General features: G+C 44.0%; 23 protein-coding genes and 1 other RNA gene. 2 read left to right on the top strand and 22 right to left on the bottom strand.

What is annotated here, in order from left to right:
* Positions 1-13 precede the first annotated feature (13 nt).
* From J7I96_RS07245 to J7I96_RS07165, 17 genes are all read right to left on the bottom strand, one after another.
* On the bottom strand, positions 14-496 hold the full coding sequence (locus J7I96_RS07245; protein WP_214773039.1) for a tetratricopeptide repeat protein: 483 nt from the start codon (positions 494-496) through the stop codon (positions 14-16).
* Positions 497-742: 246 nt separating this feature from the next.
* Positions 743-1,291, bottom strand: coding sequence for a PepSY domain-containing protein (locus J7I96_RS07240; RefSeq protein ID WP_214773037.1), 549 nt, complete (start codon positions 1,289-1,291; stop codon positions 743-745).
* Between the two features lie 64 nt (positions 1,292-1,355).
* Positions 1,356-2,711 (bottom strand): sensor histidine kinase, encoded by a 1,356-nt coding sequence (locus tag J7I96_RS07235; protein WP_214773036.1) that lies wholly within the window; start codon positions 2,709-2,711, stop codon positions 1,356-1,358.
* The gene (locus tag J7I96_RS07230; protein WP_034311632.1) at positions 2,708-3,403 is read right to left on the bottom strand and encodes a response regulator transcription factor; all 696 of its coding nucleotides are present in this window, start codon (positions 3,401-3,403) and stop codon (positions 2,708-2,710) included. The genes J7I96_RS07235 and J7I96_RS07230 overlap by 4 nt, the downstream gene beginning before the upstream one ends.
* 158 nt (positions 3,404-3,561) lie before the next feature.
* The gene (gene msrA, locus J7I96_RS07225; RefSeq protein WP_214773035.1) at positions 3,562-4,083 is read right to left on the bottom strand and encodes a peptide-methionine (S)-S-oxide reductase MsrA; all 522 of its coding nucleotides are present in this window, start codon (positions 4,081-4,083) and stop codon (positions 3,562-3,564) included.
* Positions 4,084-4,187: 104 nt separating this feature from the next.
* A complete protein-coding gene (locus J7I96_RS07220) occupies positions 4,188-4,796 on the bottom strand; it encodes a response regulator transcription factor (RefSeq protein WP_214773034.1) in 609 nt (202 codons plus the stop codon).
* Positions 4,797-4,808: 12 nt separating this feature from the next.
* Positions 4,809-5,930 (bottom strand): sensor histidine kinase, encoded by a 1,122-nt coding sequence (locus J7I96_RS07215; protein ID WP_214773033.1) that lies wholly within the window; start codon positions 5,928-5,930, stop codon positions 4,809-4,811.
* 94 nt (positions 5,931-6,024) lie between these two features.
* Positions 6,025-7,083, bottom strand: a complete 1,059-nt coding sequence (desA, locus tag J7I96_RS07210; protein ID WP_214773032.1) for a Delta(5) desaturase DesA — start codon at positions 7,081-7,083, stop codon at positions 6,025-6,027.
* A gap of 276 nt (positions 7,084-7,359) precedes the next feature.
* Entirely contained in the window at positions 7,360-8,067 is a 708-nt protein-coding gene (locus tag J7I96_RS07205) for a response regulator (RefSeq protein WP_214773031.1), read from the bottom strand.
* Entirely contained in the window at positions 8,064-9,656 is a 1,593-nt protein-coding gene (locus J7I96_RS07200; RefSeq protein ID WP_214773030.1) for an ATP-binding protein, read from the bottom strand. Before J7I96_RS07200 ends, J7I96_RS07205 begins: the two co-directional genes overlap by 4 nt.
* Positions 9,657-9,735: 79 nt before the next feature.
* Entirely contained in the window at positions 9,736-11,262 is a 1,527-nt protein-coding gene (locus tag J7I96_RS07195; RefSeq protein WP_214773029.1) for a tripartite tricarboxylate transporter permease, read from the bottom strand.
* 18 nt (positions 11,263-11,280) lie between these two features.
* Positions 11,281-11,736 (bottom strand): tripartite tricarboxylate transporter TctB family protein, encoded by a 456-nt coding sequence (locus J7I96_RS07190; RefSeq protein WP_214773028.1) that lies wholly within the window; start codon positions 11,734-11,736, stop codon positions 11,281-11,283.
* Positions 11,737-11,793: 57 nt separating this feature from the next.
* Positions 11,794-12,816: a tripartite tricarboxylate transporter substrate binding protein gene (locus J7I96_RS07185; RefSeq protein ID WP_214773027.1), complete on the bottom strand. Its 1,023-nt coding sequence runs from the start codon at positions 12,814-12,816 to the stop codon at positions 11,794-11,796.
* Positions 12,817-13,144: 328 nt separating this feature from the next.
* The gene (locus J7I96_RS07180; RefSeq protein ID WP_095390834.1) at positions 13,145-14,071 is read right to left on the bottom strand and encodes an AEC family transporter; all 927 of its coding nucleotides are present in this window, start codon (positions 14,069-14,071) and stop codon (positions 13,145-13,147) included.
* A 154-nt stretch (positions 14,072-14,225) separates the two neighbouring features.
* A complete protein-coding gene (locus J7I96_RS07175) occupies positions 14,226-15,098 on the bottom strand; it encodes a LysR family transcriptional regulator (RefSeq protein ID WP_214773026.1) in 873 nt (290 codons plus the stop codon).
* Between the two features lie 146 nt (positions 15,099-15,244).
* Positions 15,245-16,042 (bottom strand): formate dehydrogenase accessory sulfurtransferase FdhD, encoded by a 798-nt coding sequence (gene fdhD, locus J7I96_RS07170; protein WP_214773025.1) that lies wholly within the window; start codon positions 16,040-16,042, stop codon positions 15,245-15,247.
* 55 nt (positions 16,043-16,097) lie between these two features.
* Positions 16,098-16,460 (bottom strand): Na-translocating system protein MpsC family protein, encoded by a 363-nt coding sequence (locus tag J7I96_RS07165; RefSeq protein WP_048688083.1) that lies wholly within the window; start codon positions 16,458-16,460, stop codon positions 16,098-16,100.
* 335 nt (positions 16,461-16,795) lie between these two features.
* Here J7I96_RS07165 and fdhF point away from each other — a divergent pair, with 335 nt between their 5' ends.
* Together fdhF and J7I96_RS07155 are read left to right on the top strand one after the other, a co-directional pair.
* Complete coding sequence (gene fdhF / locus J7I96_RS07160) at positions 16,796-19,735, top strand: formate dehydrogenase subunit alpha (protein ID WP_251029112.1); 2,940 nt, start codon at positions 16,796-16,798, stop codon at positions 19,733-19,735.
* A gap of 18 nt (positions 19,736-19,753) precedes the next feature.
* Positions 19,754-20,230: a helical membrane plugin domain-containing protein gene (locus J7I96_RS07155; protein WP_214773024.1), complete on the top strand. Its 477-nt coding sequence runs from the start codon at positions 19,754-19,756 to the stop codon at positions 20,228-20,230.
* Positions 20,231-20,385: 155 nt separating this feature from the next.
* Here J7I96_RS07155 and J7I96_RS27955 read toward each other — a convergent pair whose 3' ends face one another.
* The 5 genes from J7I96_RS27955 to rnr all read right to left on the bottom strand — a co-directional run bounded on the left by J7I96_RS27955 (position 20,386) and on the right by rnr (position 24,913).
* Positions 20,386-20,955, bottom strand: coding sequence for a hypothetical protein (locus J7I96_RS27955; RefSeq protein ID WP_251029111.1), 570 nt, complete (start codon positions 20,953-20,955; stop codon positions 20,386-20,388).
* Positions 20,888-21,367 carry a nuclease-related domain-containing protein gene (locus J7I96_RS27950; protein WP_251025345.1) on the bottom strand — a complete coding sequence of 160 codons (480 nt, stop codon included), beginning with the start codon at positions 21,365-21,367 and terminating at the stop codon, positions 20,888-20,890. Before J7I96_RS27950 ends, J7I96_RS27955 begins: the two co-directional genes overlap by 68 nt.
* Before the next feature lie 169 nt (positions 21,368-21,536).
* Positions 21,537-21,898: a transfer-messenger RNA gene (ssrA, locus tag J7I96_RS07145) on the bottom strand.
* A gap of 123 nt (positions 21,899-22,021) precedes the next feature.
* Positions 22,022-22,489, bottom strand: a complete 468-nt coding sequence (smpB, locus tag J7I96_RS07140) for an SsrA-binding protein SmpB (protein ID WP_214773023.1) — start codon at positions 22,487-22,489, stop codon at positions 22,022-22,024.
* 66 nt (positions 22,490-22,555) lie between these two features.
* Positions 22,556-24,913 (bottom strand): ribonuclease R, encoded by a 2,358-nt coding sequence (gene rnr, locus J7I96_RS07135; protein ID WP_214773022.1) that lies wholly within the window; start codon positions 24,911-24,913, stop codon positions 22,556-22,558.
* Positions 24,914-24,921: the final 8 nt, after the last annotated feature.

Raw genomic sequence — 24,921 nt, 5'->3', positions numbered from 1 at the left:
GATGAGCACGATTTTATGTGAAAACTTTATCCAGTTTATCACTATAGAATTCTATCGCCTTAGCATAAGATTGTATTTCTCGATCCCTCGAGGTTTCGGCAATGATCTTCAAAAGAGATTCCATCGCAAGATCATGTTGGGCCAAATTATAAAATGCCATGGCCCTGAATACCAATAAAGGCTTATCCCCAGGAAACTTCTCCAGCCCGGATTCCAATGTCCGTCTTGATTTTTCATATTCCCCTATGGTGCGATATGTGCTCCCCAACCCGAGATAGGCCCCTTTTGCATCCTCCTCCGGCAAACCTAATTCGAGTTCTGCTTCATAATAGGGCACCGCCTTTACCTCAAGTCCGAGAATATCAAAACTCCAGGCACACTGATACTGTATGACTGCATCGCCAGGATTTTGCTTTGCCAGATCCATCAATAAACCATTGGATTTTTCGAATTCTTTCTTCTCCCTTAAGTACAGGGCCATTTCCAAATTTCCCATTGTCATTCCTCCATTGTATATGATTCCTTAATGCCCCTATTCGCGATTCTTCTTTTCAATTCCTTCTTATATGTTAAACAGCCCATCTCCCTACAATGCTGCGGCCAGGAACTAATATGATCGTTAAGGATGTGTAAGCCTCACTTCCCACTGTCTTGGCAAATAAAAAAGGATCTGCCACCGGGCAAATCCTTTCATGCACTTCCATCTCCATATATCATGGATTACTGCCGACATGACATATGATTAATCATCCAATTGGTCTTTCAATACTTTCCCCGTGGTGGCATCCACCACTACATCATATTCCTTTAGTCCTTGTTTTATTTCCAGCTCGTACACAAGGGTGCCACTCTCTGAATCCAGCTCCATATCCGTTACTTGACCATCCACCGCTTTCAAGGCAATCTTTTCAGCTTGATCTCTGCTGATTTTTGCAGTTTCCACGGCTTGTTGTGTGCTCATATCCTCATCGTCAACGTCTTCCATCTCCTGAGAAAGAATCTCTCCTTTTTCAGCATCAACGTCAACGTCTTGATAGCCTTCTTTCGTTTTTACGGTCATTTCATAGGTCATCGGCTGGTCCCAATCCTTTTCAAATTGAGTAACTTCCCCGCCTAGTTTTTCTGAAATCATTTTGATAGCCTCATCCTCGGAAAGGTTCCCCTTATTGACTGCATATACCGCCGTTCCAGCAGCACCGCCGAAAAGCAATACGGACGCTATGGACACTGTCATGATTACCTTTTTCCTTTGAATGATACCTTCTTTAATCGTACTCCACTGTTTTTTCATGAATGTTTCCTCCTTTAAGTTGTTACCCTTATAATAAGCACCCTTCATGAAATGAACATGAGCGTTAGATTAGAATTTGATGAGAAAGAGTAAGAGTCACCAACGTTCCCTCCCCCACCTCGCTTTGAATCTCCAATTTACCGCCGAATGACCCGACAAGCGTCCGGGCGATGGATAGCCCGAGCCCATTGCCTCCCGTTTTCCTTGCCCTTGATGAATCAACGCGATAAAAACGGTCAAATACATGTGGGAGATGTTCTGGTGATATCCCTCCGCCATGATCTTTCACACCGATGACAATTTCATTATCCTGCCGTTTTATCATGATCTGTATGCTTGATTCACTATATTTCATTGCATTGTCCAATAGGATGACTATCACCTGTTCAAGCTTACTGGAAATGGTCATCGCATAGATTTCCTTAAACTCTGACTCTATCGTTATTTCACGATTTCCCGTCCTTCTGAATGTTTGGGCAATCCCTTCACAAAACGAAATGAGTTCTATTTTCCCTTCCACATCTTCTGAAGGTTCCGTTTGGGAAGCTGACTGCAGTAAATGTTCCGTCAGTTTTTTCATCCGGACGGCTTCATGATGGATTGCCTCCACTGCCTCTTCCTGAATCGCCTGATCCTCCATTCCCCAGCGTTTCAATAGAGAGGAGTAGCTTTCGATCACCGTAATCGGTGTTTTCAATTCATGTGAAGCATCTGAAAGGAATTGCTGCTGTTGGTTATAATTCCTCTCCAGCCTTTCCATCATCCTGTTGAATGCCGCTCCCATCACCTGCAGCTCGTCCTTCGATTGATCCGATAGCGGTATCCGTTTGAATTCCCCGCTTTTCTCAATATCCTTCATCGTTCCGCTCATGACCGATATCGGTTTGAGGATCAGGTTGGCCAGCCACTTACCGGCAAGAATCGATAACAGAATGACAAAAAGGGATGCACCGCCCAAAACGAGGGCAAGCGTCGATAAATTATCAAGGAGGGTATCCTGCGGCTGTGTGACCTCGATCATCCCCAGTTTCTTCCCCTCATCCGGATAAGGATAACGGTAGGTCAATACATATTCACCGTCAGCTTTGGCAAAGTCGTATCCTTTCTCGTCAAAGGATTTAACCGCAAGCCCATTGAGGTCCTCTTCATCCGTAAATGATTTAACCAGCCTTCCATCCGTGTCGAATATCCGCACCATTCCATCGTCCGGGATATACGGCTCCATTAAATCGGAATCACCGGAAATCAAATCCTTCGTCAGGATATTTTCTTCGATTAATGAAGCTTGATCTTCAAGCAGATCCCGTTCCCTCTCTAACGATATCCAAAGGAAGGCGATTAAAACGATGATACTCAACAAGATGAGCATGACGCTTAAAAAAAGACTGGAATACGATTGGATTTTCGTCCGAATCTTCATACTGGCTCCTTCAGGCTGTAACCTACCCCGCGGTAAGTATGGATGAGCTGCAGCTCAAAGGGATAATCTATCTTTTTGCGCAAATAACGGATATACACATCAACCACATTCGTATCCCCTGCGAAGTCATATCCCCATACATGTGTCAGGATTTGCTCCCTTGAAAGTACTTGATTTTTATTTTGTAAAAGATAAACCAGCAAATCGAACTCGCGTGATGTAAGCTCAATCCTATTGCCTTGCCTGTGAATGTCCCTAGTGCCAAGGTTCAGCTTCAGATCGTGGATCTTTAGTTCATCCACTTCCCCTTCTGATAGGCTCTCCCTTACATTGGTACGAAAACAAGCACGGATCCGTGCCAGCAGCTCTTCAATTTCAAACGGCTTCGTTACATAGTCATTCGCGCCATGATCCAGGCCATTGACCTTGTCTGGCACAGCATCCCTTGCGGTCAGAAGGATGACTGGTGTCGACCCATTCTTTTTCCGGTAACGCCTAAGTACCTCTATGCCATTCAACTCGGGCAGCATCACATCCAATAAGATTAAATCCCACTCTTCGGCTTCCGCCCTTTCCAGACCTGCCTTTCCCGTAAAAGCCGATTCTGTTTGATAACCCTCATGATTAAGTTCCAGCTGCAGGACCCTCGCTATTTTTTCTTCATCTTCTATTATTAAAATTCTCTTATTCATGATCATCACCACCTACCCCTTAGTGTACTGAAGAAATATGAAAATATCATGAGAATTCGGCCCCTCCGCATAAAAATCCGTAGAAATAATGAATAAAATTTTTGAGCCGTTAAAAGGACAATAAAAAGAACCGGATGTGTAAGCACACCCGATCCATTTCATTCACCGTTCCAATGCTGGCCAATGAATTCATCGCGTCCCGATTTCGCACGGTCCGCTTTATAATCATCTTTGTTTTTTTTATGATAGCCTTGATGGTATTCTTCGGCAGGGTAAAAGGTTTTAGCCGGAAGGATTTCCGTTACGACTGGTTTCTGGAACTTCCCGCTGGCCGCTACCTTTTCTTTCGCTTCAAGGGCCAGTTTTTCTTGCGTTTCATCATGATAGAAGATGGCCGTCCGATATTGGCTTCCTCTGTCATGGAATTGACCGCCGTCGTCGGTTGGATCGATCTGCTGCCAATATAGTTCCAGCAATCTTTCATAAGGAAATAACTGAGGGTCGAAAGTGATTTCCACGACTTCATAATGCCCCGTAGTTCCCGTTTTCACTTCCTCGTAAGTCGGGTTTTCAACATGTCCTCCCGTATAACCGGATACGATTCCCCCAATACCCGGTTGTTCTTCAAATGGTGTCACCATGCACCAGAAACAGCCTCCAGCAAATGTAGCCTTTTGCATAATGGTCATCCTCTTTCCTTATGTAATAGAAATTAATATACCATATTTCAATCCTGACACTGTGCTTTTTTGATTTGCAAAACCTCCAGGGATTTACGCTTTGTTCAATCTTTTGACCAGCCCTTCTCCTTGAATCTTACGATCGCTTCAACGCGGTTGCTTACATCCAATTTATCAAGGATGACTGATATATAATTACGGACCGTTCCATTGGTCAGATAAAGCTGGCTTGCGATTTCCTTTGTGGTCTTACCATCTGCGATCAATTTGAGCACTTGACTCTCTCTTTCAGTCAAAGGGTTTTCTTCTTCGAATGCCATATCCACCAGTTCGGGAGCATAAATGCGCCGCCCATCCATGATGACACGGATCGAGTTCGCCAGTTCCTCACTAGGGCTATCCTTGAGAAGATATCCGCCTACCTCGGCCTTTCTTGCTCTTTCAAAATACCCAGGACGTGCAAAGGTGGTCAAAATGATGACCTTGCATTGGTGGCCCTGTTCCTTGATCTCCTCCGCTACATCGAGCCCAGTTTTAACTGGCATTTCAATATCGGTTATGCAGATATCCGGCTTTAATTGATTGACGAGATTCATTGCTTCTTCCCCATTGCTCGCTTTCCCTACAACTTCCATGTCACTTTCCAAATCAAGGATGGAACCTAGCGCGCCAAGCAGCATTCGCTGATCTTCGGCAATTACGATTCGAATCAAGGTTAATCCCACCTATCCATTATTTTTTATAGCATTCGGAACCCTTATATAAAGTGTCGTTCCCTCTGTTGATTGAATATCCAGGCTGCCATTAACGAATTCCAGCCTTTCTTTCATTCCTTGAAGTCCATTGCCTTTAATATACTCTGATCGGTTTGAAAGCCCCACTCCATTATCCTGTACTGTAATCGTCACTCCTGTTTGTAATTCTTCGATGACGATATTACAGCAGTCGGCACCGCTATGTTTGACGATATTGGTCACAGCTTCCTTCAGGCACATGCTCAAAACCGTTTCTACAAGCAATGGGGTATCTCGCAATTCCACGGTGCCTTCCAACTTGAATTCTATCTCTGCCGCTTTCAATATTTGCTTGACCCGGATGATTTCATCGCTTAGCTTGGACCCACGCATTTCCGACACCATTTCACGTACTTCCTTGAGTGCCGTCCTTGCCGTTTGACGGATATCCTTGATTTCCTTCTTGGCCGTCTCCGGATTCAAATCGATCAATTTCCCTGCAAGGTCACTTTTCAAGCCAATCAAAGACAGCTTTTGTCCAAGTGTATCATGTAAATCACGGGCAATCCGCTGACGTTCTTCCATTTTGCCAAGCTCTGATATTCGTTTATGGGCGTCCTCCAATTGTTCTTCCAGCATGCCCCGTTTGTTCCGATTATACGTGTTGAAAGGGAGAAGGATCACGCCTACCACACAAATGAGCATAAAGGGAAATTGCGAAAAGAAGGTAGGGTCTTTCATGATGAAACCTATATTGACAGACACGATGGTAGCCAATAGCTGGATTGAATATAATACGAAAAAGCCAACCTTATTTTGAACATTCCCAATAAAGAATGCCAAAAAGAGTGAAAAGTAAATGTAGCTGAAAAATATGGTCATCGATATGGAAATGATTATTTGTATCGCCGTCCACACGTATACGGGCCATCCCTTCGAAACGAATGAGAGACCATATGATATGAAAAACAAAATGATCATGACGATTCCAAAGACTATCTCCAGCATCGAAGAGGATTTGAAGATGAAATAAAAAGGAAGGATACAAAAAATGATCCAGACATAAGGGCTCAGCCCTGTGTTTTTCGGAAAGATATGATACCAACTTTGCATGGCGCCGCCTCTATTTCTTTTTATCCTAGTATATACTAATGAGTTTCATCAAAAAACCATCCAATGGGAATCGAATGGTTTTTTAATGAACTATTTATTTTTCTTGAAGACTTGGACGTTTATTATTGATTTCCACCTTGGATTTTGTTTCATTTAGACGTTCCTTAATCTCTTTAAAACTTACAAACGTCTTGTTTTCTCCATCATAAAGGCGGAAGCGAAGCGATCTTAAACTTGAACTAAGGGTGATTGTCGTTGCCTGCTGCAATGGCAGGGTGGACTCATGGACTTTTTCCAAGTTATAGTTTGGCACTCTTGGACTAAGATGATGCACGTGGTGGAAACCGATATTACCAGTTACCCATTGCAAAACCTTTGGGAGTTTATAATAAGAACTTCCATCAATGGCAGCCTTCACGTAATCCCATTCAGATTCCTCTTCGAAATAAGAATCTTCGAACTGATGCTGTACATAAAACAGCCAGATGCCCAGAGATCCCGTTACAAAAAGCATCGGTACCTGAATCATCAGGAATGCCTGCCATCCGATAGCCAAGCATAAAAGACCATAAATGGCCACGATTGCAGCATTTGTCAAATACGTATTCATTCGTTCTTTCTTTTTAGCGCCCTTTTTATTCAGGCGGTTCGATATAAGAAATAGATAAAATGGACCCAATCCAAACATGACGATCGGATTTCTATATAAACGGTAAGCAAGACGCCCCCAGAATGAAGCGGCGATATATTCATCAACGGTCATGATCCAAATGTCCCCTGTACCGCGTTTGTTTAAATTACTGCTAGTTGCATGATGTATGGAGTGGCTATGCTTCCATTGCTCATACGGAAATAATGTAACGATCCCACTGATTGTCCCCAGGATGCTATTCGCTTTCCTGCTTTTGAAAAACGATTGATGACAGCAATCATGGAAAATGATGAAAATCCTGACTACGAATCCTGAAGCAAGAACGGCCAATGCAAGTGTCAGCCAGTATGAAATGGTTAAGCTTTGATAAGCTAAAAACCATAACAGGAAAAATGGCGGAAATGTATTTATGAGCTGTTTCACGCTTGATTTAGTATTGGATTTTTCAAAAGGGGCAATATCTTTTCTCAATTGTTTTTGATTATGATTATGATTACTCATGATTTCCTCCTCATAATATATAGGAATGGATTGGTTATGCTTACATCTCTTCTTTAAGTATAGGAATTATAACCGATTTTCTATAGTCATAAACGTCAATTCCCTGCCATGACACTTGTCATATACTTGTCTGCATCAAAACTTTTCACACGTATTTTTTCCCCATTCATCATTTTTAAACTGCAAAAAAAACGTGAATTCCCCATCAATCTAATTCCAAGAAATCGCCTGCATTTATTCGATCAAATAAAAAAAGATCCGCCTTTGGCGAACCCATTATATCTTGATGGCATATACCCGTTCAGGTCGTCCTACCGTGCCATATGTTAAATCGGCATCAATTTTTTCCTCTGACATCAAGTGCTCCAGATACCGCCTTGCCGTTGTCCTGCTCACCCCGATTTCCTTCGCCACTATTTCTGCAGTTAACCCCAGGGAGGATTTCCCCAACACAACCATCACCTTCTCCAAAGTCATCCGATCGATTCCTTTTGGCAGTGAAGTTTGTTCCCTCTCTTTTTCTTTCATTTCCTTTCGCAAAAGCTTGTCCACCTGTTGCTGCGTTACAGGAAAATTACCCTTTTCCAATTCAGACAGTTTAATGTGATACTCTTGGTACCGGCATAAGGATTGCTTGAAACGTTCAAATGCGACAGGCTTGATTATATAATCAAATATGCCGATCTTGATGGCTTCCTGGACTTTTTCGATTTCTTTAGCCGCCGTTATCATGATGACATCCATTTGTTTGCTTTGCTGCTTGATTTCTTTCAGGATATCTAGACCATTCATATCCGGAAAATACATATCGAGCAGCAATAGATCCGGCTGCATGATTTCAATGAAGCTTTTAGCCTCGTCATAGCTTGATGCGATCCCGATCGTTTGAAACCCCTCAAGCTTTTCGATGAATAGCTTTTGTATCTCGGCAATCCGAAGGTCATCTTCGACGATCAGAACTTCTATAGCGCGATGGGCCATCATTTAATCCCCCCTCTGTTTTTTGGTATGGCTACGGTAAAAATCGTATATTCCCCTTCTTTCGTAGAAAAAGTGATATATCCCCCTAATCCATCAATTGCTTCCTGAACAAGGCTCAAACCTATACCCGAATTGGTTTGATGGCTTTTCGTCGTAAAACCGTTCCGGAAAATCAGTTCGGTAACATTTGAGCTCATCCCTTTTCCATTATCTTCGACCTCCATGATCAACTCTTTACCCAAGTCCGTGACGAACAATGATACCCTTTTTTCCTTCCTTTCGTTTTCCCGTACAGCTTCGAAGGCATTATTGATGAGATTGCCAATGATCGTCACTAATAAATCGCGATCTATTTCGGACGGAATATCTTTAAAACTGCTTTCTCTATCGATGGTAAAATCAATTTTCAGCTCGCTGGCTAAACTCACCTTCCCTAGGATGAACCCCGCAATGATCGGATCGGGCACTTCCTTCATCAGAAAGTGAATGAAGCCTTGGGTGACATCGACTTCCGTCGATATGAAATCCATTGCTTCTTTATATGAACCTAGTTGGATCAAGCCTAGCAGTGTATAGAGCCGATTGGAATATTCATGTGTCTGGGCCCTCAGCCCTTCTGCATACGCCTTAACATGTGACAGTTCTTGAAGGAGATTGGATAGTTCCGATTTATTTCTCAAACTCGCAACTGCACCGATGATTTCACCCTGTCCATTCAAAATGGGGATCCGGCTTGCCAAAAAAACTTCACCGTCAATCATGAATTCCTGGTCATATTCGGCCCGTGCCGTGCTTACTACATCAAGCAAATGTGTATGCGTTAGGACTTCTTCGATTTTTTGTCCGCGAAGCATGACGTCTTTAGGGATATGAAGGAATTTATGCGCCGTTTCATTGACGACCGTGATCTTCCCATGAACATCAATGGCAATGATGCCTTCATGAATGGATTCCAAAATGGCATGCTTCTCTTGAAACATCCAGGCGATCTCTTTCGGCTCCAGACCCAATATCGCCTTTTTTATATTGAATGAAATGAAAAAGGCCACCAACAAACCGCCGATTAATATCAAAGAGATGATCAAGACGATCTTTCTTTGTATACTGGACACTTCTTTTTCAATATCATCCTGTAGGTAGCCAACGGAGACGACACCAATGACCTTTTCATTGGCGATTATCGGGGATTTCCCCCTTATGGAAGGTCCCAATGTTCCAGTGGATTCCGTGATGATGGATTTCCCATCCCAAACCTCGGCGTTGTCTCCCCCTACCATTTTCCTCCCGATCATGTCGGGATTTGGATGAGACAGCCGTGTTTCATTCTCATCTCCTATTACTATGAATTCCGCATCGATCTGCCTGCGGATTCTTTCCGCGATGGGCTGGATGATTACAGAAGGATGATCCGTTCGAAAAGCTTGTTTAATTTCAGGCAGCAAAGAAATGGTCTGGGCAACCGACAATGCTTTTTCCCCCGTTTCCTGCTTCAGGTTATTTTCCAGGATATTTATGAAAATAACTTCAAAGATTCCACCCATTAAGATGATTAACGTACAGATGCCCAGCATCAACTTGGTGTGTAAACGCATTCAATCACCCCTAATTACATCATATAAAAAATAACCCCTTTAAAAAAGGGGTTATTTCGCAACATTCAGAAAATATCGATTAACCTTCAATATTGATGACAACATCCTTCCCTCTCTTCTTAAGTAATACCGGAATGAGCAGCCATAATGCCGTTACGATCAGGAAGGTCAGCGAAAGCGGCCGAGTGAAAAACAAACTGTAATCCCCATCGGATATCGTCAGTGCCCTGCGCATATTGTTTTCTATCATCGGTCCTAACACCAGTCCTAATACCAACGGGGCAATTGGATAATCATTTTTACTTAAGAAGTATCCCAAGATCCCGCACCCTAGTAATAGCAATAAATCATAAGTCGATACTTGTACCGCATAAACACCAAAAATGGAAATCGCGATAATGATCGGAATCAAATATTTCTTTGGCGTTTCAATGATTTTCGCAAAAACCTTAACGAGCGGGAGATTAAGGATGAGGAGCATCAGATTCCCGATGAACATACTGGCGATAAGTCCCCAAGCCACCTGAGGATGGTCCTCGAATAATAATGGACCTGGCTGAACATTGTACATCATGAGCGCACCCATTAAAATCGCCGTTGTACCGGAACCCGGAATTCCCAGCGTCAATAATGGAATCATCGCTCCGCCAGAAGCCGCGTTATTGGCCGTTTCAGGACCAGCCACACCAGCGATCGCCCCTGTACCGAATCTCCCAGGTTTTTTTGAAATCCGTTTTTCCATAAGGTATGAGAAGAAGGAAGCTAGAGTGGCCCCGGCACCCGGCAGGATTCCTACAAAGAAACCTAAGAGCGATCCCCTCGCAATCGGCCCCGCAGATTCCTTGAATTCCTCTTTGGAAGGAATCAAATTATTGATCTTTGCAATTTCCCCATCACCCTCGTCCTTTTCCAAGATTGTCTTGAATACTTCCCCAAGGGCGAATAGACCAACAGCTATCGTCAGGAATTCGACCCCTTGATACAGCCAAGGAATGTCGAATGTAAAACGGGCGATCCCGGAAACATTATCAATGCCTATCGTCCCGATCAGCAAACCGCAAACCGTCATGATCAGTGCTTTGGTTACGGATTTTCCCGCAAGGCCGCTGACTGCCGCCAACCCTAGAAGCATGAGTGAAAAATATTCCGCGGGACCGAATTTAATGGCAATCGTCGATAATGGCTGAGCCAAGGCAATCATGGCGATAAGGGTGACGATCCCACCGACGAAGGAACCGATCGCCGAAATGGATAAAGCACTCCCGGCTCTTCCCTTCTTGGCCATTTGGTAGCCATCCAATGTGGTGACGACAGAAGAAGATTCGCCAGGTGTATTCAATAGGATTGAAGTTGTCGATCCTCCATACATCGCTCCATAATAAACACCTGCAAGTAAAATGATGGCGCTTGTTGCTGCTTGCTCTGGAGGAAGGCCACCTGTAATCGAAGCGGTTACCGGTATTAAAAGAGCCACACCGCTCATCGGCCCGATCCCCGGCAAAACGCCGACCGCCGTACCGATCAATACCCCGACAAACGCAAATAGTATGTTATACCAAGTTAGTGCCGTTTCAAATCCATGCATTAAATAATCAAAAGTGCCCACTTCACATCCCCCTTCCTTTTATGAAAACCAGATTGGCCAACCCGGCAATGTTCCCTTTAACACATTCACGAATAAATAATAGATGATTCCGGAAAAACCTGCGGAAATGATGAGCGAATTCACCCACTTATTCCGTTCCATCGTTTGAAAGCAAACAAACAAAAACAGAAAGGTCGTAATGACGTATCCTATCGTTTCCATTGTCAAAATATAAATCAAGGTGGAGAGAAGAATGATGATAAATGGTTTATATTGAAGCTTTTCTTTACGTGATTCCTGCCCCTTGCCCCGAAATGCCTCATAGAACAGGCGAATACTTAAAAGAGAAAGAACGAGCCCCAATACAAAAGGGAAAATGTCCGGTCCTACCGAACTTCCATATGAAGAACTGGCCAGTTTCCTGCTTCCTATCATAAACAGCACTCCGACAGCCAGAAAGGCTGCAGAAGCAAAGCGATCAAATTTAACATCCATCACAATCCCCCCATTTCAGAAAATAAGAAGAAGGTGAAAGCACCCCCTTCTTCTCGATTATTTTTCCATGCCTAAAGCTTTCAATAATTGCTGCACCTGTTTCTCCTGTTCTACTAAAAACTTGCTGAATTCTTCACTATTTTTGTATTCTTGTTCCCATCCCTGCACTTCCACTTCCTTTTTCCATTCAGAAGTTTCAACTAGCTTCTCAATGGTTCCGTCCCAAAAGGCTTTCGCTTCACCAGACATATTCTGCGGTCCAAAAACGCCTCTCCAAATCGTGAATTCAGCATCGACCCCTTGTTCCTTTGCCGTAGGTATGTCTTTAAGATCCCCACCTAAACGTTCATTCGAGGTTACGGCCAACACTCTAATCTTTCCTGCTTTTAAAAATTCCCTGACACTGGATGCATCCGTTCCGATCACATCCGCATTTCCGCCAAGCAATGCCGTAATCGCTTCCCCGCCACCGTCGTAAGAAACGTATTTAAGTTCGGTTGGATTCAAGCCATATTCATAGGCTGGAAGAATGGAAATCAAATGATCCATGGATCCCGGTGCAGATCCCCCTGCAAAGGTCAGCTTACGCGGATCTTTCTTCACCGCTTCCAGCACTGATTTCAAATCCTTGAATTCAGAATCCGCCTTTACCACTATCGCCCCATAATCCTTTGTCAGCTGCGCCAAAGGTGTCGTATTTTTATATCCATAAGGACTATTGCCTTCTTTTTTAAGGTTATTGATGATGACAGGCGGTGAATTAACGAACAGCATGTCATTATTATCCGCTTGCTGTGTTGCATAGTCCGCCATGAAGACAGCGCCCCCGCCGCCGGGTTTGTTTTCGACGGTCAATGGCTGGTTCACCAGTTTTGTCTCACTCAAGACCTTTGTAAATGAACGGGCGGTTAAATCCCATCCACCGCCTGCGCCCGATGGAGCAACGACCGTTATCGCTTTTTTCGGATAGCCTGTACTTTCTTTCTTTTCTCCTGATGTATCCGAACTGCTGCATGCACCTAAACTTAAAGCTAACGAACCTGCCAATAGTACCGCTGAAATCTTTTTACGAGAAAACATCGTAATCCCCCTTTGAAAGCGTTTTCTTAATTCTACAAAAATATCTTCGCTTTCAATGATTACCCAACTAAAATGCATAAATTCCAAAACCCTCATAATGTTCATAAAGTTTTATCGCAGGAAAAAGGGAAAAGACTGCTCCTTCAGAGCAGTCCCTGTTTGCAGACAAAAGGGGTTCTATCTAAATAAAACAAAGCGATTGAGACTCCTGCAGGAAAAGCGTGTCCTAGGGACACCCCGCAGGCGTAAAGAACGCCGAGGGGGGACTGCCCGCGGGAAGCGCGGTTCGATTTTACAAACACTTTAAACTGAAGTTTGAGCAGCCCTGCTAGAATAGTATTTTTGATAGATATACGACCATCGTTACCGTTATGCTGCTGAATAAAGTCGACATCAAAACCGCCTGTGCCGCATACTCCGGATGGTTATCATATTCCAAAGCGAATAATGCGCTGTTTCTTGATGTGGGAAATGAGCTTGCGATAAACAACCCTTGGGCGACAGTCCCTTCCAGGCCCAGCATGAGAATGATCAGGAAAGCGATGGATGGCGAGAGTATTAACCGCCCCGCCAAGCTAAGGATCAGAGGAAGCGGGAAATGCGTTATTTTCAAATAGGCACTCTGTGCACCCAATGTAATCAATGCAATGGCAATGAAGGCACTCGCGATATTATCAATCGGGGTCCATAAGAACAGAGGGATTTCGAAAGAAGCTGCCTGTAATATTAAACCAAGCAATAATGCATAAATGACGGGGTTCTTCAAGAACTCGCGAATGGCACCCTTTGCACTTTTTGTATGGACGGAAACCGAATTCATCAATCCATAGGTATAGGTCAACAGATTCTGAAAAATGATCACGATGACTTGGATCGACAGGCCAAGGGGATTACCATTAAAAACCATCTGACTGACAGGTAACCCGAAATTGGCCGAGTTATTCAGGACTACACTATTTTTAAACGTGGCCGAAAGACTTTGGTCAAACCTGGCTAGTTTAGCTACCACTGTACTCACGATGATGAGACTTACTGCTTGAAGAGCAAGGAAGCTGAATATCTGGACGATCATCCCCCCGCCCAATTTGCTTTGATAGATATTGACAAAGCTAATGGCGGGCATGAGCAGGAAGTGATTCAATTTAGAGAGCGTATTCATATCCAACTTGAATTTACGATGCAGAATGGCCCCCGCCCCTATAAGGAAAAAAACCGGTACAATGACATTCAATACGATCAAAAACAGGACACTCACTTAACTTCCTCTCCATTCCTTAGGCAAATTCCTGATGATTTACATCTCCCATCTATCATAATGCCGGGATGGCCATAATTAAAATACCAATAAATTATCGTTATCCATTCAAAAAAGGAATGATAAAAAAGCACAGAGGTTTCTGCGCTTCTCGTTAAATATCCCTCATGAAATCGACGCCTTTGACGAATTCGACAAACTCTTTGACCAGTTTTAATTCCAGCGACTTTTCATGATATAACATCCATGTATTCCTGATAAGGGGATTACCTTGCTTGTCCTTAAGGTCCATTTGACGGAGGTTTTGGTCTTTCTCCAATAAAACACTGGGGAGGATGCCATATCCCAGGCCATTCTTGACCATTTCCTTGCATGTATCCCCTTTGTCCACTTCCATCCCCACCAAAGGAGGCCCGGAAAAATTGTCTCTCCACCAATTATCGATCATTGTCTTCAAAAGGGCATCTGTCCCATAATCGATCCTCGGCAGGAAAGGCAGGTTCCGGACATCGATTTCTTCCTTGGAAGCAATACAAATCGTTTCCTCAAAAAGATGATGCCTTGATCCTGACCATTGATAGTCCCCCCGAACAATCCCGACATGCACTTCTTCCTTATAAATGAGGTTCAGCACTTCTTTACTCCAGCCAGTTGTCACATGGAAATCCACTTTAGGAAATCGCTCGCGAAATATTTTCAGCAGGCCTGGCAACTTATGCAGCGTAATATAGTTGGAAACACCCAGCCGTAATGTTCCACTGATCTCCTGCCCCATATTGAACGCTGTCTCTTTTATCTGCCGGAGCCTGATCAGCATCTCATCTGCACAGATGGCCAAATATTCACCTTGAGGGGTGAACTGCACTCCCCTAGTTCCCCGCTCCACAATCTTCAGATTGAATTCCTTCTCCATTTGTTGAATCCTTTTCGTTAAAGAAGGTTGCGAGATATATAAACTTTGCGCCGTTTTAGTAATATTCCTGTGTTCATGCAACACTTTTAAAATATGCCAATCCCTTTCGTTCATACCTCTTCCCCCGATACGAATTCCCTTGAATGTTTTATAAAAACTGTACCATAAAAGGCCTGCTTGATATATCCTTTTACAAATACAAAAAAGCCCAGGCCAAACCGCCTGTACTTTCCGATAAGCATCCTTCCAGCGAAGGATGCTCAGTCATTCAATAGAATCCTTTCAGGACATGTGTAGATATTCAGCGATTCATTGCGAATGAACCCGACCGTCGTGATTCCCAATCCTTCAGCCAACTCCAAAGCCAATTCTGTTGGAGCGGACTTCGAGAGTATCAGTTCACAGCCGATTTTCGCCACTTTCAAAAGAATTTCCGATGAAATCCTGCCGCTGAACACGATGGCCTTCCCTTCCATCGAAATGCCATTTTTCAAGCAATGCCCGTATATTTTGTCCAAGGCATTATGCCTTCCGATGTCCATCCTGCTTAATACGAGGCCGCCGGCATCACATAAAGCGGCATTGTGGACTCCGCCCGTGTTCTGGAAGGTGACAGCAGAATTTTGTAAATCCTTCATCAAGCGGAAGCAGTCCTCAGGAGTCAGTTTCACCGAAACATCATCCATTTTCTTGGCAGTCAATGCATCATTTACAAAGACGAAACCTTGTCTGCTCATTCCGCAGCATGATGTAATATACCGCTTATTTTGAAAGTCCTGGAAGTAGGGATTCACTTTATCCGTCTTCACATGAACAAAGCCTTCTTTTTCCTGGACCCAGATTTCTTTTATCTCATCATATTTTTTGATGATGCCTTCCGAAGCCAAATAACCAGTCACCATATCCTCGATGTATTCCGGTGTACAAACCATCGTGACGAATTCCTGGCCATTTATTTTGACAGTAACGGGATACTCCGTTACGATCGCATCTTCCGTCCGCTCGATGTTACCTTTGGTTATCCGGATGATGTCCCTCTTGATTTCAATCGCTTTCATGTTCCCACTCCTTTTACTATCCAGGAGCCAATTGACCAAATGTTAAGGAACATGGTCAATGCCCGTTGAGTTTGTCCGCTATATTCTTATCAAATACGAATACGGAAATCGCTATGTTCTCTTTGATTTTAATGTCTGAAAACAAATGGAGCAGTTTAGCTCCAACCAGATCTTCCATTCCATCAGGAGGACTCTCCGAATAAACATCCTGAACCATTTTGGTTCGTGCAGAATGGACCATATCCCTTCCTTCCTCCGATCTTGATATGAACATTTCCGTAGGAGTCAAATTTCCATATAACGTAGAAACGGCCATATTTTCCACGAAAACCGTGTGTATACGTTCTGGTCCTTTACCGAATAGTTCCTTGCGCAGCTTACGAATCATATCATTGAATTCATGGATAACTTTTGACATCGTTGCGTCACTCCATTTCAAGAAAATTAAGTTCTCAATTTTCTTATCATAAATCAACGCGAAGAAAAACGAAAGGAATTTGGGAATGATACCCTCTTTCCAGGATTGTTTCTTTTCAAGATAAAAGGTATAATATCAATGATGAAAGTTGGGAGCATAATAGTGTACTGTTGTGCCCTATCTTTCTTTAATATGATCCAATATGGTATGGATTGGTATATTGGCAAGCTTTGCTATTAAACTATTCCACCATGACCTACATTTCCGTTCAGAGACTGAGGTGTAATCATGGTGGTTTTTTTGCGTCTTTTTGGCTATAAAAAGGGGGAAATATAATGAGCGATTCGAACATCACCATCACAATCAACGGGAAGGCTTATACCGCTAATGAAGGTGCGACAATACTTGAGGTCATCAACCAAAATGAGATGGCCCATCCACAGATTTGTTATGTTCCCGAGGTGGACCCGATCCAAACATGCGACACATGCATCGTCGAAGTTAATGGGAAACTCGTCCGGTCATGTTCGACAAAAGCAGTGGGCGGCATGGATATAGCCTTGGACTCAAGCAAGGCAAAAGAAGCCCAAACCGAGGCCATGGACCGAATCCTGGAAAACCATTCTTTATACTGTACTGTATGTGATAATAATAACGGAAATTGCAAGCTGCATAACACGGCAGAATTAATGGAAATTGAACACCAAAAATATCCCTACACACCAAAAGTGGAATTGGGCGCCGTCGATATGTCCCATCCATTTTACCGCTATGATGCCAATCAATGCATCGCATGCGGGCAATGTGTTGAAGTGTGCCAAAACCTTCAGGTCAACGAGACGCTGTCCATCGACTGGGAAGCAGAACGCCCTCGGGTAATATGGGATGAAGGAACGGAAATCAATAACTCATCTTGTGTAGGCTGCGGACAGTGTGTAACGATTTGTCCCTGTAATGCATTAATGGAAAAATCGATGCTTGGCGAAGCTGGTTTCATGTCAGGCTTGAAAAACGATATGCTGGAACCGATGATAGACCTTGTCAAAGAAGTGGAACCTGGATACAGCGGGATTTTTGCCATTTCGGAGATTGAAGCGGCAATGCGGGAGACACGGACGAAGAAGACAAAAACGGTCTGTACGTTCTGTGGGGTAGGATGCACATTCGAAGTCTGGACAAAAGGCCGTAAAATCCTTAAAGTCCAACCTACTCATGAAGCGCCTGTCAATGCGATATCCACATGTGTCAAAGGGAAATTCGGTTGGGACTTCGTAAACTCGGAAGAACGTTTGACAAAGCCCCTGATTCGGAAAAACGGAAGATTCGTTGAATCAAGCTGGGATGAAGCACTTGATTTGGTTGCGTCCAGACTGGGTTCGATCAAACAGCAATACGGCGGAAATTCAGTAGGCTTCATTTCCTCATCCAAGATCACGAATGAAGAAAACTATGTCATTCAAAAACTGGCACGGCAAATGTTCGAAACGAATAACGTCGACAACTGCTCCCGTTACTGTCAATCCCCGGCAACAGACGGACTGTTCCGTACAGTAGGCATGGGCGGAGATGCTGGTACGATCAAGGATATCGCCGCAGCAGGACTTGTCATCATCGTTGGGGCCAACCCGGCAGAAGGCCATCCCGTGCTGGCGACACGCGTTAAACGGGCACATAAGCTTCACGGACAAAAACTGATTGTAGCTGACATCCGCAAAAACGAAATGGCCGAACGTTCCGACATCCATATCAGCCCAAAACAAGGAACGGACCAAGTCTGGTTGATGGCGGTTACAAAATATTTGATCGATCAAGGCTGGCATGATCAAGAATTCATCAATGAAAATGTTAACTTCTTCGACGATTATAAAGAAGTGCTTGAGAAATATACCCTGGAATATGCAGAAACACACACAGGCATTTCAAGAGAAACATTGATCCAAATCGCTGAGACCATTCGCGATGCAGACGGAACGTGCATTCTTTGGGGAATGGGCGTTACCCAAAACACCGGTGCTTCCGATACTTCGGCGGCAATCTCCAACCTGCTATTGGCTACGGGCAACTACCGCCGCCCAGGAGCGGGAGCCTATCCGCTTCGCGGCCATAACAATGTACAGGGCGCTTGCGATATGGGTACCCTTCCAACATGGCTTCCGGGATATCAGCATGTTACCGATGACGCGGCACGTGCTAAATTCGAAAAAGCTTATGGAGTGAAAATCGCTGGCCAACCAGGCTTGAACAATATTGAAATGCTTAAAGCGATAGAAAAAGGCGACATGAAGGCGATGTATCTTGTAGGTGAAGATATGGCACTTGTTGACGCGGATGCCAACCATGTTGATAAAGTGTTATCGGGATTGGACTTCTTTGTTGTCCAGGATATTTTCCTTTCAAGGACAGCCCAATATGCCGACGTGGTATTGCCCGGAGCTCCATCTCTTGAAAAAGACGGAACGTTCACCAATACGGAGCGCCGTGTACAGCGATTATATAAAGCCCTTCCCACTATGGGAGATTCTAAGGCGGACTGGGAAATCACTCAAGAAATCGCCAACCGCTTAGGTGCGAATTGGAACTACTCTCATCCTAGTGAAATCTATGACGAGATGGCAAGCCTTTCACCGATATTCAGCCAAGCGAATTACGAAGTGCTGGAAGGATGGAACAGCTTCCTCTGGGGGAGCCATGATGGATCAAGCACGCCGCTTCTTTATGTGGATGGCTTCAACTTCCCTGATAAAAAAGCGCGCTTTGCACTGGCTGACTGGGTGGAACCTCATAAATTCCCGGAAGAATATGACCTTCATATCAATAATGGACGCATGCTGGAGCATTTCCATGAAGGCAATATGACGAACAAGTCCAATGGAATCCAATCGAAGGTACCTGATATTTTCGTCGAGGTTTCACCAGAACTTGCCAAAGAGCGTAAAGTCAGTGATGGCGGACTCGTTCGCTTAGTGTCTCCATTCGGGGCCGTTAAATTAAAAGCATTGATTACAGACCGCGTTAAAAATAATGAGCTATTTTTACCGATGAACTCCGTCGATAAAGACTCTTCCATTAACTTCCTGACCGGTCCCATCTATGATCGGCGCACAAGCACGCCTGCTTACAAACAGACGATGGTCCGCATGGAGGTATTAAGCGCAAGCGGAGACATTCCATTACCGGGTACCAATCCACGGAACAAAAAACGTCATCCTCAAAATGGTGTCGAGGTTGAACGTAAGTGGGCCCGTCCAGGGTATGTTCACTTAACGGATAAATAAACAAGGAGGGTGAAGATCATGGCAGCTCCTATAACGGAAATCCATAATCCCATTACTGAGGAAGAAATAAAGATACAAAAAATGGAAGAACTGAAAACGCTGATCACCGATAATGAAGATGCCTTGAACAATATGTTTAAAATCGTCAATGAACTGAATGACTCGGGAGTATTCGAAGCCGCGACCTCCATGCTTCAAGGAAAAGAACAAATTGCGAAAATCGCACTTCAACAAATCACAAGGCAACCTGTAACAAACCTGATCAATACCCTTATGGGAGCCACAGGAGCCTTGATGAACGCCGATGCCGCACAATCCACGAAACTGCTGAACAGTGCACTTGCAGGAATCGATGAAGGAAACAAATTCCTTCAGGCCGAAAAGAAGATCGGCGTTCTGGAATTAATGAAAACATTGAATGACCCAGACATAAACCGGGCAATCGGCTTTGGCGTTCACTTCCTCAAGGGAATGGGCAAGGAATTAAAAGAATAGAAACGGAACAAAGACTCAAGAGAAGTTTCTTTTGAGTCTTTGTTCTATCATAGGGCTTAGTTGCTGCAAAACTGCAGAAAGTGCAGCGTTGGATTGGAGGATTTAATCAATGAAGAAGAAAAAAATTCCCAAAATGTTGATGTGAATATATATAGTCACTCATCAAAATTCAGTCTGTACACCCTTCCCTTATTCACGCCGCTGCTTGTCAGATTCAATGATTGCAAAATCCGTGTTGCACTGGAAGAAGAGGAAATGCTTAAAAAATCCCTCAACTGCCGATTCGTTATAGTCGAGCCAATTAGATAAAAATAATCTCGTAAAGCATGGATATGTGCTGTTTTACTGGATTGTTGGCATTGATTGCAAAGCCATGTGCCATGCCTTCTAAATAGCTGACTGCCCTTGCAATTCTCACATATCACCCCTTGTATCAGGTCCTTTTCAGTAAGATTGTATCGTCCCAGGATGGAAAAGTCCGCATCGATATGGTGTTTATTCATTACACGGACTGCTTTCTTCAAATGTTTTTCACTAAAACTGGGTTCTGTTATGGAATGCTCCATTTGATTAATTTTAGCGGGAAGTGCATCGCGATGGATAACTTTATAGTGGAGTTTATGGTTTTCAGGAGCTGTACGGATGATTGTTTGGGGATTACTGATGACAATCAATGAAAGGATGGGCAGTGAGGGAAAACTGTTTTTCAAGAACCAATTGGTCAATTGTGATTCCTGGCGGCTGACTTGCATGATCATGATTGGGATCTGGAAAGGCCGTTTCTTTTCCTTCTATCGTTCGAATGAGCTGATTGAAATGAGGATCGAAATAAAGCGACCCTGCCATGTTCTTCACTTCAATGATAAGTGCAAATTTCTTGGAGATTAATAAGGTATCCAGCTGAAAAAATCGGGATTGATCCTGCAGCCTTAAATCGTGGAAGATTAAATAGTTTTTCGGTTCAAGAAAGCTTAATGGAAAATCAATCGAACATTCCCCTTTATAGCCCGCTTCCCTTTTTTTGAGATCATTCATGATTAAGGGAACTTTAGGGTGATTCGGAGGAAGCCTGCACGCTAATGCACGTAATTTGCGGATGGCAAGAGGAACTTTTCGCTTTTTTACAATCAATTTCATCGCTCCAATCCTATTTCTCCAAAAGGATTCTACAGCAAAAGATGGAAATTGTACAGTTTATCTGCGATATCGGGAATATATCTTCGAAAATGGAGATATATCTGCGAATTATTCGATTTATCGATTTTTCGACAAAAACGACCAAATAAAAAACCACCAATATATGTATTGGTGGAGACGGTGGGAGTCGAACCCACGTCCAGACATAACGGCACTTAAGCTTCTACGAGTGTAGTCGATATATTCGCATTTCGCGAACTCATTAGCCTATCGACAGGCGGCAGAGCAGCTAGTCTGATTGGTCTCTTCCTTCATCCTCAGACGGTGGATTCCGGCGTATCCCACTTAGAGTGAGTCCCTTACCCTACCACGTGGGCCATGGAGGGAGGAACAGCTATCGACTGTTATTAAGCAGCGAAAGCTAGGTTGTTGTTTTGTTTGCCAGTTATAGGCGTTGACGTTTTAACGAGGCCGATCCCCTCGACTCGCAACTTAAGCTCGAACTATCCCTGTCGAATCCGTAACGTCCCCATGATATAAATGGAGCGTACGAGAGAAGAATAGTCAGCAAGTTGGCTGATATTCAATTGTCATCGGTACAGGATTAATTATAACAGATTGGTTCAAAAAATCAATTGTAAGGTCTTGGCAGTTCTACATCTTCTGACGATCACGGAAAGCACGTTCAATATCACGCTTAGCTTCCTTCTTCTTCAGGTCATCACGCTTGTCATATTGTTTCTTCCCTTTTCCAAGTCCGATTAAAACTTTGGCAAAGCCATTCTTCAAATACATTTTCAACGGGACGATGGTGTAACCTGTTACCTTGGTCTCCCCGATAAGTTTACTGATTTCTTTCTTATGCAAAAGAAGCTTCCGGGTCCGCAACGGGTCATGGTTAAACTGGTTTCCCTGCTCATAAGGGCTGACGTGCATATTATGAAGATAAATTTCGCCATTTTCTATTTTAGCGAAGGCATCCTTCAAATTCACCCGGGCCGCACGGATTGCTTTGATTTCGGTCCCTTTTAAAACGATTCCCGCTTCAAACGTTTGTTCAATAAAGAAATCATGATACGCTTTTTTATTTTGTGCTAGTTGTTTACCTGAGCCTTTTGGCATCTAACTCTCCCCTTTTTACATCCAATCGCGGCGAGAGGATGAAAAAATCATCCCCCGCCTCAATCTTTATCTCTTTTTAGGTTTTCTCTTGCGCTTGGCAGCTGGCGCATTTTCAAAGAATTTCTTCTTCTTTTTCGGTTTTCTTCCAGCAGAAGGAGAATCTCCATTACGGCCGCCGCCTTTTCCTTCATTACGTCCTCCATTGGCGCCTCGGCCGCGTTTGCGTTCACCTGAATTGGCTTTGAATATTTTCTTCTCGCCGGATGGACGCGGACGGCTTACCTTCATTCCGATAATTTCAAAATCGATGGCGCGTTCCTCTTTATTGACGTTGGAAACACGTACGTCGATCTCATCGCCAATCCGGAATACATTACCGGTACGTTCCCCGATCATTGCTAGCTGACGCTCATCGAAGCGATAATAATCATCCGTCATGAAGCTGACATGGACAAGTCCTTCAATCGTGTTCGGCAGCTCGACGAACATCCCGAAATTCGTGACTGAACCAATGATTCCGGTATATTCTTCGCCGATTTTATCCAGCATATATTCCGCTTTTTTCAGATCATCCGTTTCCCGCTCGGCATCGACTGAGCGACGCTCACGTTTCGATGTATGATCGGCAATCTCAGGTAAATTGGCATTCCACTTCTCCTTCGTGGCTTCATCCAGTTTACCTTCCACCAAGTAGGTCCTGATCAACCTGTGCACGATCAAATCCGGATAACGGCGAATCGGCGATGTGAAATGTGTATAAAACTCAGCAGATAAACCAAAGTGGCCTAAGCTCTCCGGATCATATTTCGCCTGTTGCATGGAACGAAGCATGACGGTGGATATGACCGTTTCTTCCGGCTTACCGGCAACCGCCTCAATGATTTCCTGTAACGCCTTAGGATGGACGTCATTGGCCGATCCCCTTACAATGTATCCGAAGTTCGTAATGAATTCGAAGAAACGCTGCAGTTTTTCCGGCTTGGGATCTTCATGAATACGGTAAATGAACGGCACGTCAAGACGGTGGAAATGCTCAGCAACGGTTTCATTGGCTGCAAGCATGAACTCTTCAATCAGCTTTTCCGCAACCGACCTTTCACGTAAAACCACATCAGTCGGATGGCCCTCTTCATCAACGATGACTCTCGCTTCATTGAAATCAAAGTCGATCGCTCCGCGGTTCATCCGGTTCTTGCGAAGGATGGCCGCTAGCTTCTCCATGTCCTGGAACATCGGCACCAGCGCTTCATAGCGTTCAAGCTGTTCTTCATCTTTATCGACAAGGATTTTATTCACATTGCCATATGTCATACGTTCCGTCGTCTTGATGACACTTTCAAAAATGTCATGGTTGACAACCTTGCCATCTGGCGTGATTTCCATTTCACATGAGAGTGTAAAACGATCGACTTGTGGGTTCAAGGAACAAATGCCATTCGATAAACGATGCGGGATCATCGGGATGACCCTGTCCACCAAATACACGCTCGTCCCTCTTTCCAGGGCTTCCTTATCGATTGGAGATCCTTCCTTCACGTAATGACTGACATCAGCAATATGAACGCCCAGCTTGTAATGGCCATTTTCAAGCTTGGAAACAGTGACGGCATCATCCAGATCCTTTGCATCCGCTCCATCAATCGTGACCAAAACATCATTACGCAAGTCCCTGCGGTTGCCGATTTCACTTTCTTGAATGGTATCGGAAACGGCATTGGCCTGCTCCATGACGTCATCCGGGAACTCCATCGGCAAACCGTACTTATGGATCACGGAAAGAATATCCACACCAGGATCATTTTTATGGCCAAGAATCTCGATGACTTCACCTTCGGCACTTATGCGTCCTTCAGGATAAGAAGTAAGCTTGACGACAACCTTATGTCCCTCTACCGCTCCATGTGAAGCATGCTGTGGAATGAAGATATCGTTTGCGATCTTTTTATCATCAGGGATGACGAAACCAAAACTTTTACTTTCGGAGTATGTACCGACCACTTGTGTAATTCCGCGTTCAAGTATTCTGATGACCGTGCCTTCTTGCCTTGAGCCCGATGTTTCCGAAGATACCCGTACCATGACGACATCTCCATGCATCGCTGTGCCCGTTTCATTTGGCGGAATGAAAATATCATCCATTCCCGGGTTGTCTTCAGGTGTGACAAAGGCAAACCCCTTTGCGTGCCCCGTTAATTTACCGCGGAACAGATTCATTTTTTGCGGCAGGCCGTAACGATTGCTTCTCGTCCTGACCACCAATCCCTTTTCTTCCATCTTTACTAAAGCCTTAACGAAATTCTTGAAATCTGCCGAGTCTTCGATTTTCAAAGCCTCTTCCAGTTCTTGTACCGTTAACGGCTTATACGCTTCATCCGTCATGTATGTCAGAAGCTTATTAATATGTTCTTGAATGTTATCTTCCATGAAAACCC

The organism is Bacillus sp. ISL-78 (assembly GCF_018613455.1).
GTDB lineage: Bacteria > Bacillota > Bacilli > Bacillales > DSM-1321 > Peribacillus > Peribacillus frigoritolerans.
This window is presented reverse-complemented; position numbering and strand designations above follow the sequence as displayed.